The following is a 10,946-nucleotide window of genomic DNA, read 5'->3' as shown; positions in this document are numbered from 1 at the left end:
TCTTCGTCCCTCAAGGCAGTTTGATTGAATTACATATTATTCCACATCCGGATAAAAAAGAAATCCGCATCTGGTGTAAAAACCGCGTTGTGAAAGTGATCTATTACAAAACCTGAAAAACCAATATCTAAACGCTTAAAATACAAAAAATAGTCCAGTTTTATCTTTTAATTCAGTCCAGTTTTATCTTTTGCTATGCTCAGCACACCTTTTGTACCGTAATTTCAAAACAAAATAGTCCAGTTTTATCTTTTAACCCAGTCCAGTTTTATCTTTGAGTTAACAGTCCATTTTCAAAAAATTTTTCCTCTACAAATTCATCGTGTCCATTCCCCACAGGGTTTCAGTATATCTTCATTGCACCGCATACACATCTACAAATGAATATAAATGTTTAATGTAAGTCTTCAGCCAAACAATATCGTACAACGGCTGGCGGGTATCTGAAGTCCTGAGCGATAGCGAAGGATTTGAGCGGAGGCGTAAGCCGAAGCCAGATACGCTCTGTTATCGGAAGTAAATTTATATATCCTTAAATAAAGAAAAGGATAGTCATCACATTAGCTAACGAGTGTGTTATCCAGCTCGGAACGATACTGCCGTTTCCCACCTTTTCATTTATATATCCCATTAAATAACCAATTGTCCCTGTAAGCAATACTATCGCTGTTATTGCAACCATATTTCTAATTATCCCCCAGAATAATACCCCATGCATTAAACCAAATAATATACTTTGCAAAAGATTTCCATAACTAAATCCTATTAAATTAATAAACCTTTTTCCAAGAAAACCCCTGAATAAAATTTCTTCTGACATTGCTGTTGCCACTATTGATTTGATTAAAACAATCAATATCGCATTCACACAAAGCCCCATTTGTTGTATAGCTCCACCGACTAAACCTCCAGCCCTAAGAGTATCAAGTAGCCCAAGTTTCCAATACACCAGCCAAGAACCACCAAAGTATAACAGTGCTACAACTATTGAGATTGGAATAGATTTTCTCTCCGGTTTAATTAATCCAATATACTTTAAAAAGCCACTTATTTTCTTATGTTTCACGAGGTAAAAAATCAAAGGTATTGCTGAAAAAATCGCAACTTGAATTGAAGCTGAAATTAAGGTTATTAACACAATCATTTTTACCACCTCTATATTTTAAAGTATTTACAGATAAAATTTATTTCAGATAACTTGGGTATATCCGCACTCTTTGTGCTGATATGATACCATTTGGGGGTGATATCCGCACTTGGTGCAGATATACTTCCTCTGGAAAAACTAACGAAATCTTTTGATTTTATAAACATTGTCACCTCCCGCCTTCTTTATTAAGATTTATGGTATCGATTGGGCTTACTATCTTTCCCAGATTTTTTCTGCTTACATGGGTATAAATTTCCGTGTTTAACATCACGTAATAATATATAGCAAAGAAAAGTAAAAGTCAAGTCCATTTTCAAAAAACCGTGTTAAAAATTATTGACGTCTGTTGAATTGTAGCTATAATAATTCAGTTGGTTGATCTCTGAAAATACCGGGTAAGGTATTTGTTTCCAAATCTGAAAATGGTTTGAAAACTTAGCAGAAAAAAATCGGATTCAACTGTAGCAGACAGTGAAATCCGATTTCAAAAGAACCAAACCGTTGAAAGGAGGAATTATGAAGAAAGCGGTTCTACTGCTGATCTTACTTGGGTTTATATTATCGACGCAAGCCGATTCTGAACGACAAGTGATTTTCACAACATCAGGAGAATTTGAATACTGGAATGGATCGCGGAGTGAACCGAAATGCGACGAGATGGAGAAGAATTGCCGAAAGACAATTGAACTTCCAGCCGCACCGGACGACGGTACTATCTGGGTGGTCAATGATAATGACTATCTCTGGCCGGCTCAGGCGATCTGTTATTTCTACATCAAAAAAGAGGATGGAAACTGGAAAGAATCATCCGGTAATAATGTTCATGTTAAAAAGGGAACTGAAATGAAGATTGTGATGAAACAGAGTACTACTTATTCGATCTCATTTGCCCGATTCGATTCTGCTCGGTACCATGTCAAAGTATACTTCAAACCGGATAAGGATAAGGCTGCAGCCGGCGCCAGGATCACTTATTTAAAAGGGACGGCATGGATCAAGACCAAAGACGGTAAGACGATTAAAGCCCAGAACGGTGCTACGGTCGCGATTGGATCTGAAATCCGAAGCGGAGACGGCTGTATACTCGAAGTTCTGTTGCCTGGAGGACATTTAGTCAGAATGAAACCTAAAACTACTTTAATCATACCCAAGGCAAAAGAAAACAGCCAGAAAAGTATCGGTTTCCTTCAAATGCTATTTGGAAAGATCTGGTGCAGAGCTGAAAGAGGTTTCAAGATCAAGACCCCAGCAGCGGTAGCCGGAGTACGGGCAACCGAATTCGAGGTTGAACATCAAAAAGGTTGCACCGTGGTCAGAGTCATCAAGGGATCGGTCTGGGTCAAGCCGATCAAAGGCGGTAAAGAGACCGTGGTAAAGGCGGGTAAAACCTTCCGGGTTGGAGGAAAGACGTCTTCTGATAAACCTTCCCTGTTTAAAGGAATAATTGACAAAATAGAAGAGATTGAAAAAAAGGTGCTTAAGTAGGTCCCGGACAGAAGAAAAAGCAGATAAGGTTCTGGAAATGAAAAGGAGGAATATTATGAAATATATTCTTTTGATTGCTTTTTGTTTTTGTTTAACCGCTGCAGCCGGGTTCAAAGTTGATATTGATGTTCCTGAACTAATCCTTTGTGCCCCCGAAGAAATTGATGACTACATCACCACAGCCACCGTTGAAGTTAATGCTCCGTTTCAACCACAGGGGTTGATTGAGACCGGCACTTCGGCCGACGAAGCTCTTTTCGATTTAGAGATGATGCTCGGAGAAAATAAGCTGGAGTTTAAACGGAAATCCGAGCAGTTGTGGACGGCGAGCTCAGAGCTGCCGCTCCAGGAAGGAGCAAATATAATTACTGTTACGATAGAGGATTCCACAGGAACGAAGAAAGAGAAGTTGACCCGGACAGTATATCTCATTCCGAACAATCATGTCCTGACCGGTGAACACGGAAACGCAGAGGTCAATGACTTCCTGGCTTGGCACATTACAGCAAAGGTCAAGATCGATTCCATGGCAGGCATTTCTATTTTGACCGAACTCCCGATTCAAGATCAGACCGGCGGGAATTATATTATCCTCAAGCCGGAAAACACCGGTGATTATCAACTCCGTGCCGGCGATGATCAATTAAACCTGAAGGTGAAGCTTAATCAAGCTGAAATCTGTCTACGGGACGAGTATCAATTCCCGATCGGACATATCTTTCAGGTACCAACGAATGCTTCAAGATCATATACTGACCTGTATGTCAAGATTGAGGGTAATATTCTTCAGGAATTATCATCATCTTCTATTTTCTATTACAAATTCAAGGTTGTTGCTCCCGGCACCTCACAGGTGCGAATTTATGGTAAGAGATGGCAGCCAGAGCCGATTGAAGCTGAGGAGAAACTGCTCAATACAGTGGTTATCATCGGTAAAGAAGAGTGATTTTATATTGACAAATACTAAAGAATCAGTATAATACTTCAGCTTGTTCTTTAAAAATTCCTCGGTAGCTCAACGGTAGAGCATCCGGCTGTAATAAAAAGGGAGCATGAGCTTTATGACGGATAAACGAAAATATAGTGATAGAATAAATGCGTTATGTTGTGTGCCAATTGCCATCGTGAAGTTCATGCGGGCTTGTTGCAGCTTCCACAAGAAATTGTGGTTGAAAAATCGGGTGAATTCAGGGAAACCTAAACCTTCAAGGCATGGTAACCCTGAGCCAAGCCCTATACTTCTAAAAGTATAGGGAAGGTGCAGAGACTATTCCGTAAGGAAGTACTTTCCGTGCGTAACGGAAGGGAAGCGCCCGATCCCGTCATGTCGATTATATATAATCCGACATCGGGAATGAGATAGTCCATTCTTCAGTGAAAACTGAAGGTCGATGTAACCGGAGGGTTGCAGGTTCGAATCCTGCCCGAGGAGCTTACATTAGTAAGTATACACCATTTTTCTTTTCCAACACAACAAATTTTTACACAATTTTAGACATTACCCAATGTATCTATATTATTTCCTCAGCTTCCTTGCCCAGAATAAAGGCGTTGAAAGGAATCTTTTAATAAGGAAATCGCTAAGGCTCGCCCCGTTAGAAAATTTAAAATCGCAATAATCATTTATGATGTTTGGCGTTTAGATTGATCTCAACCTCATGTAAAATATTTAGATCTGACCCCATGGCACGGTAAGTATCGAGCTTTGTCGAGATGCAATTTTTTCAAATGCTTTGACAACTGCCAGAACTGTTCTATCATCTTTTTCAAATTGTGCGAATTTCATATGCTCTGTGAACTTTTCTATTTTTTCAATGGAGTCGTAGATATCATTCAAGTAATCTTTGTACTCTCTCTTCACAGATAAATAACCTCAGCTAATATATGTTTGCCAATGTATGGTTTTAACGCATCTTTCATCACCAGATCTGTTTTTATTCCTAAAATTTCACTCAAATAATCTTCTAACTCGATGAATTTGAATAACCCCGGCACCTCTTCAAATTCGACTAAAATGTCAATATCACTTTTTCTTTTTTGATCACCTCTCACATAAGACCCAAAAATACCTATCTCTTTAACATGATATTTGTGCTTTAACTCCCTTTTATGTCGTACGAGAATCCTTTTCAACAATTCAATCTTCACTATAATTTTATTATAACTATTTATTTAACTCAGTCAACAACTCGTTTTTTGATATTACCAAGCAGAAATGTTAATAGTTATTACTAAGCGGAAATGTTAATTTTTTGCAGTTGCGGAAAAGAAGTTTCTGTGATATTCCTTTTTCAAAAAAGACTCACCAAATACTCCTTCCTTTTTTAAAGGATAACCCTTGCTACCCCCTTCTGGAGAATCGGGGAGGATTATAATCCCCCTTTATCGCCCTTTAGAAAAGGGAAAAGGCGAGATTCTGAGTCCGCCGTCAGCGGACTCAGAATGACAGAGGGGGGTATAAATCAAGATGAAAAGTGGAGAGAACTCAGACCGATAATACCTTGACTTTGTTTTTGTGTCTGCTATACTTATTTTTGATAGGAAGAGTTCGATGAAAATCCAGTCATTGAAGGATGAATCAATATGAGAGCTGAATTTCAGGTATTGATAATCCCGTTTGTAATCAATGAAAACGGAAAACTGGAAGTGGCTGTTTTTAAAAGAAGCGGCGAAAAATATTGGCAGTTTATAGCCGGTGGAGGGAAGAATAATGAAACAGTACTGGAAGCTGCTCAGAGAGAGGCATATGAAGAAGCGGGGATTATAAAAGATAGTAAATACTTCAGACTCGATGCTGTGGCGATGATTCCAAAAAGCTGTTTTCCTGAACATAAGAATAAAACAGGGCTCTATGTCATACCTGAATACAGTTTCGGAGTGTTGATGGAAGATAAGTCCTTACGCTGTTCACAAGAGCATTCCGGGTATTCGTGGGTAAGTTATGAAGAAGCCATGAACCGCCTCAGGTATGACAGTAACAAAACAGCACTATGGGAATTGAAGGAAAGAATAGAAGACAGAAGCATAGTAATCCATTGAAAAAGAAGAGAAAGTAACTAACCACCTTGACTTTGTGCGATATTGAGGTAGAATAGGAATCAGCAAAATCAGGGAATAATGAGATGACACTCAACAAGAAGTTGAAGGAGGAAGGATGAATTTTTCTCAGAAATGCGTGGTTTTATTATTGCTGACGATGGCCGGCCTTCAGGCGAAAGGGAAATTACCTTCTCCGTGTTATCTGCTCGAACTCTCTTCGATTGGTCTTCCCACTGCTGAAAAGACCAAAGACGCTCGCCCCATCCACGACCTTATCTTTTTCAATGATAAATTGTACATCGGCTACGGTGACGCAGTGGTGAATACCGGTCCCACAGACATTATCTATTACGACCCGGCAGCCAAAGAGTTCACCACCGAATTCACGATCGACGAAGAAGCCCTCTATTATTATCAGCTCATCAACGACAAACTGATGATTCCGGGAATCGACGCCACAGAAGAGTGGAACTACGGCAATTTCTATATACTCGAAGACACCGGGTGGGTGAAATACCGAACGCTCCCCAATGCGCTGCATGTCAACTATCTTGCGTGGTTTCATAACAAACTCTATGCGAGCATCGGCGCACTTGCGAAGATGGGAGAGAACATTGAATTCGCCGTGGGTTGTATATTCTGCTCATCAGACACCGGCAAGACCTGGACACTTTCTTACTCAACTCCCGGTGATGAAAACAGAGTATACCGCATCAACGCACTCATTGTTTACAAAAACAGATTATTCGCCTTTCCTTATGCCTACAGTGGATTGGGAAAAAAAGATATTCCTGAGAAGTATCATAACGGCCTCTCGGAAAAACCTATGTCAGAAGGATATTATTTGATTCTGAACGATGACCTTTTCGGAATATACGACGTCCTTGTTTATGACGGTAAAACCTGGCGGTGTGAAGACATCATCCCCGAAGAAAAAGTCTGCTACACCTCGCGTCTTTTTATATTCAAAGACAGACTCCTCATTCCCACTCTTTCGGGAGAGTATATAGATTATCTCAACCGAAAGAAAAAAATTCCGCCGCAGGCGAGTTATACGCTCTGGAGTTATGACGGCAAAAACTCAAAAAGGGTGAAGTTGAATTTTGACAGACTGCTCGACGTCCTTGTAAAAGAAGAACTGCTTTATCTCCTCATTGAAAGAGACGGTCTTTATTACATCGCGAAAACAGAAAATCTGAAGAAGTGGGAATATTTTCTCGTTCCGCCGGCGACCGCCGCACCGAAATCCATAGAACTGAAAGATACTACTTTTTACATCGGGACTGAAGACGGCAACATCTTCAAAACCACAGCCCGCAAGCCGATTAAAACACTGAAAGACGCTGAAGATTTTATGCCGAAAAGAATATTCGGCGCTGCAGAACTTCCTGAAGACGGAAAGTGGTACTGGGTTGCAATCACTGACTGGCAAGTACCGGATAAATTAGCCAGGTTCTCGGCTGAAGTTAAATTCGGCAACATCATAAAGATTAACACAGAAAATATCTCAGAGATGAAGGTCTTTCCACCTCGATATCATCTGACACCCGACCATGATATAATGTTGATCATCAACAATGAAGTTGTTTATGAAGGGTCTATCGACGATATCAAAGAACTCATATGCGAGCGTAAGGAAAAAGATGATGAAATCATCTGGGAAGTAAAACAAAACCACGAAACTTCTGAAGAAACAGAATAAAAACGGCTCTCAGAACCTTTTCTTTCTCTTTATCTTCAACTGCTGATAATATTTTAACGCCTGTCTGTAATATCGATCCCCGGATTTTTTATCTACTTTTTTGTCCCCCCTCTTCAAAACAGCGGCGTAGTCATAATAAAGATCAGCGAGCAGACGTTTATTATTCAACTTCCGGGCTATGGTGACTGCTTTCTTAAAGAGCTGCCTTGATCTCTTTCGAAATACCGCTGAGTCTTTCATATCATAGACAAGCGCCGTATTTTTCAACGCCGTAATCTTCATTTCCGTTGAATTGGTTTCCTCTGCCAGTTTCAATGCAGCATTCGCAAAATGAAGGGCTTCTTCGAATCTGTTCTGCTGAATCCGTAGTTCTGAAAAGGCTGTATAGGTATTTCCGATAGCGACTTTATTACCGATCTTTTCAAAAATATCCTTAGCCGTGCTTAAATATTTCTCTGCTTTCCGCAGCTCTGAAATCCTGGTATAGATATAGCCGAGATGGTATGATGCACTTCCGACACTCCATTTATCACCGAGTTTTCTGCTCATCCGCAGGCACCCATTGAATAATTTAACCGCCTTAGGGAATTCAAATCTGCTGGCATACACTTCGCCCAGGGCTTCGAGAGTCAAACTTACCATTCTTTTATCCCCGAGTTCCTCGCTTATCCGCAGTGATTTTTCGAGTGATTTGATTGCACGGCCATATTCACCTTTCTTCCAATAGGCAACGCCCAGATTATGGGCGGCCTGACCGATGCCGTGTTTGTTGCCGAGTTCTTCGGAAATCTTTAAATAGTCGTTGTGAAAATTGATCGCCTTTTCATACTCTCCCTTATTCTCATAGACATTACCCAGATTACAATAAGCGATTCCGATACCGCTCTTGTCCCCGAGTTCCCGGCTTATCTCCAATTTATTGGAAAAGGCGTTGATCGCCTGTTCAAATCTGCCCTGGGTTCGATAGATCGTACCGAGATTATTATAGGCATCGCCGAGCGCCCTTCTGTTGCCGAGGTCTTCGGCAATAATCAATGCCTCTTCCAGCAGATGTATCGCCCTGTCATACTCACCTTTAAAAGAATATACAATCGCCAGGGCGTGATGCGCCAGCAATAATACGTGTTTTGCATTATATCCCTTCTCTCCTTCAAGATGCTTAATACTTTTAAGAATAGCAATGGCTTCAAGCCCCTTTTCTTCCGCCTTATTCACCCTCCCCTTGATTCGATAAACCCAGCATTCAATCCTCAGAATATTGGCGAGTTCGATCTTTGCATCAACCCCCGGCTTCCTCAATCTCTTCAACGCCTTACCTGCTCTATTCAATAAATCAACAGCCTCATCAAACAATCCCCGGGAAATGTCGAGTTTCGCCGTTGCCACCGACGCCTTCACTTTCCATAAAAGTTCTTTACCGGCACTGCGCGCCATTGTCCGATATGCCTGTCTGGCTGAATCATATTCACCGATCAACTCATAAATATTCCCCAGCTTCTCATAAATCCGGGCACTGCGCAACTTCTCCGATTTATCGAGCAAACCGAGGCTCTGTGTATAAAGAGAGATCGCCTCTTCATTCAGGTATAACTCTCTCTTACGATCGCCGGCTTTTTCCAGATACTCGACGGCCTTTTCCTTCACACCGCCGAGCAAAAAGTGGTTCGCTAAGGTGTCGTAATATTCCCTTAAATTTTCCGAATAAACAAGTTCGATTGCATAACCGATCTGTTTATGATACTCTTTTCTCGTCTGCTTCAAAAGTGATTGATAGACCGCCTCCCTCATCAATGAATGGGAAAAGGTATAGGTCTCTTTATCCGATGTTCCTGCTTCTCCCTGTTTTAAAACACGGATGATTCCTTTCTGGACGAGAAGCGCCAGATCATTAGTCAATCTCTGATCCAGCTCAAGCATCGTATTTAAAACCCTGGTTGAAAATTCATCGCCGATCACCGATGCAATATCGACGATCGTCCTCAACTCAGTATTCAACCTGTCGATCTTCGCCATCACCAATTCATCAAGGGTACGGGGAACCGCTGATTCTTTACCCCGTTTCAGATATGCCACTCCGTCACTCACTGTGATGGCATCGCCGGCTACAAGATTATTGGTAAGTTCGTGAATATAGAACGGTATGCGGTTTGATTTCTTCATAAGAAGTTTCACGAGTTTTTCGTCTATCCGCCTGCACTGCAGTAAGTTATGAACCAGTATCACGGCGTCTTTTTCCGGAAGAGGTCCTAAATTTATCCGGGAATAATGTGCCAATCGTGAAATACCTTTTCCAATATTGAATTCCGGTCTGAACAGGGCGAGCACCATTATCTTCTTATCCACGATCTCCTTTGCGAAACGTCTCATAAAGTTCACGGTCTCAGAATCAATCCAATGGCAGTCTTCAAATATCATAACGAGCGGTTTATTACGGGACACCGCGATGAAGAAGGAAATGAGTGCCTCATTAATCATCCTGATCCTGTCTCTCGCCCTCATCGACTCGAATCGATTATAGTCCGCACGATTTAAACTCATATCCAGAAAGTATTTCAAGAATATCGTTGTTTTTTTAAGTGAAGCAGGGTCTGTCTTTTTGATAAACCCTGTCAGCTTCCTGGCGGCGGCTTCTTTTGAATCATCTGGTTTGACTCCTAAAAGTTCTTTTGTGAGTTCTTTCAGAACCAGATACGGTGAAGCATGAAGATATTCAATCCCCCTACCTTCCAGAATACAGGCATGATTCTTTATCTGTTTTTTAAATTCAAAGGTCAATTTGGACTTGCCGATGCCGGCTTCACCGACCACAGAAACCACTCCGCCTCTTCCCGCCCTGGCTTCGGCGAAGATCTTCAATAAATGGCGCAGCTCATCACTCCTGCCGATTAAAGGAAGCTCTTTTATCCTGCGAAGGGAGTAGTGACGCTTGACGCCCTGGGGCTCATAGACCGTGATCAACTCTCTTTTCCCTTTGACGCGGATCTTTTTCAGTTTTTTATAATTTATTTCATTCTTTGTATTCTCGAAAATTTCCTCGCTTGCATAGATTCTGCCGCGCGGTGCGGCATACTGAAGTCTCTGAGCGAGATTTACGACATCACCCATCACCGTATATTCACCGGGTCTTCCCAGATCACCGGTCGCCACCAGACCGTAATTTATTCCGATGGAAAGAGAAAGGTCCAGATTCTTCTCCCGATTGAACTTTTTGATCTCTTTCATCTGTTCCAGAGCGGCGATCACCGCCCGCAAAGGGTCGTCTTCATGGGTGACAGGTGCGCCGAAAAGCGCCATTATACAATCACCGATGAACTTATCGATGTAACCGTCATATTGATAGATAACACCGGCGAGGCGCTGAAGGCAGGCATCGATCAAATCCCTCACCTCTTCCGGATCAAGACTCTCGGAAAGCGGAGTAAAGCCGGAAATATCACTGAAGAGTACGGCGACGCGCCTTCTCTGACCTCTATCCCGTCGGGGTGCAATCATCTGGAGCTGTGCACCGCACTGATTGCAGAACCGTGCTCCGTCGGGGTTTTTAAAACCACACTTGGGACAATTCATAAC

8 protein-coding genes are annotated in these 10,946 nt (G+C 41.7%); 4 read left to right on the top strand and 4 right to left on the bottom strand.

Annotated features, from left to right (window positions below; translation table 11 throughout):
- Positions 1–532: 532 nt before the first annotated feature.
- Complete coding sequence (locus ENI34_04365; GenBank protein ID HEC78362.1) at positions 533–1,144, bottom strand: CPBP family intramembrane metalloprotease; 612 nt, start codon at positions 1,142–1,144, stop codon at positions 533–535.
- A gap of 522 nt (positions 1,145–1,666) precedes the next feature.
- Between ENI34_04365 and ENI34_04360 the strand changes: the two genes are divergently transcribed.
- Positions 1,667–2,635: a hypothetical protein gene (locus tag ENI34_04360; GenBank protein HEC78361.1), complete on the top strand. Its 969-nt coding sequence runs from the start codon at positions 1,667–1,669 to the stop codon at positions 2,633–2,635.
- A 55-nt stretch (positions 2,636–2,690) separates the two neighbouring features.
- Positions 2,691–3,581, top strand: a complete 891-nt coding sequence (locus ENI34_04355) for a hypothetical protein (GenBank protein HEC78360.1) — start codon at positions 2,691–2,693, stop codon at positions 3,579–3,581.
- 723 nt (positions 3,582–4,304) lie between these two features.
- On the opposite strand, the gene ENI34_04350 is transcribed toward ENI34_04355, so the two are convergent.
- Positions 4,305–4,496 (bottom strand): hypothetical protein, encoded by a 192-nt coding sequence (locus tag ENI34_04350; protein ID HEC78359.1) that lies wholly within the window; start codon positions 4,494–4,496, stop codon positions 4,305–4,307.
- Positions 4,493–4,789, bottom strand: coding sequence for a nucleotidyltransferase (locus tag ENI34_04345; protein ID HEC78358.1), 297 nt, complete (start codon positions 4,787–4,789; stop codon positions 4,493–4,495). The genes ENI34_04350 and ENI34_04345 overlap by 4 nt, the downstream gene beginning before the upstream one ends.
- Before the next feature lie 429 nt (positions 4,790–5,218).
- On the opposite strand from ENI34_04345, the gene ENI34_04340 reads away from it, so the two are divergent.
- Together ENI34_04340 and ENI34_04335 are read left to right on the top strand one after the other, a co-directional pair.
- Positions 5,219–5,674, top strand: a complete 456-nt coding sequence (locus ENI34_04340) for an NUDIX domain-containing protein (GenBank protein HEC78357.1) — start codon at positions 5,219–5,221, stop codon at positions 5,672–5,674.
- Positions 5,675–5,789: 115 nt separating this feature from the next.
- Entirely contained in the window at positions 5,790–7,376 is a 1,587-nt protein-coding gene (locus ENI34_04335; GenBank protein ID HEC78356.1) for a hypothetical protein, read from the top strand.
- Between the two features lie 9 nt (positions 7,377–7,385).
- Here the strand turns inward: ENI34_04335 and ENI34_04330 are convergent, their stop codons facing one another.
- Positions 7,386–10,943: a tetratricopeptide repeat protein gene (locus ENI34_04330; protein ID HEC78355.1), complete on the bottom strand. Its 3,558-nt coding sequence runs from the start codon at positions 10,941–10,943 to the stop codon at positions 7,386–7,388.
- Positions 10,944–10,946 lie beyond the last annotated feature (3 nt).

This window comes from candidate division WOR-3 bacterium (assembly GCA_011052815.1).
Taxonomy (GTDB): Bacteria; Hydrothermota; Tepidihabitantia; order SM23-42; family SM23-42; genus DRIG01.
Note: the sequence above shows the minus strand (reverse complement) of the source record. Positions and strands in the feature narration are given on the sequence as shown.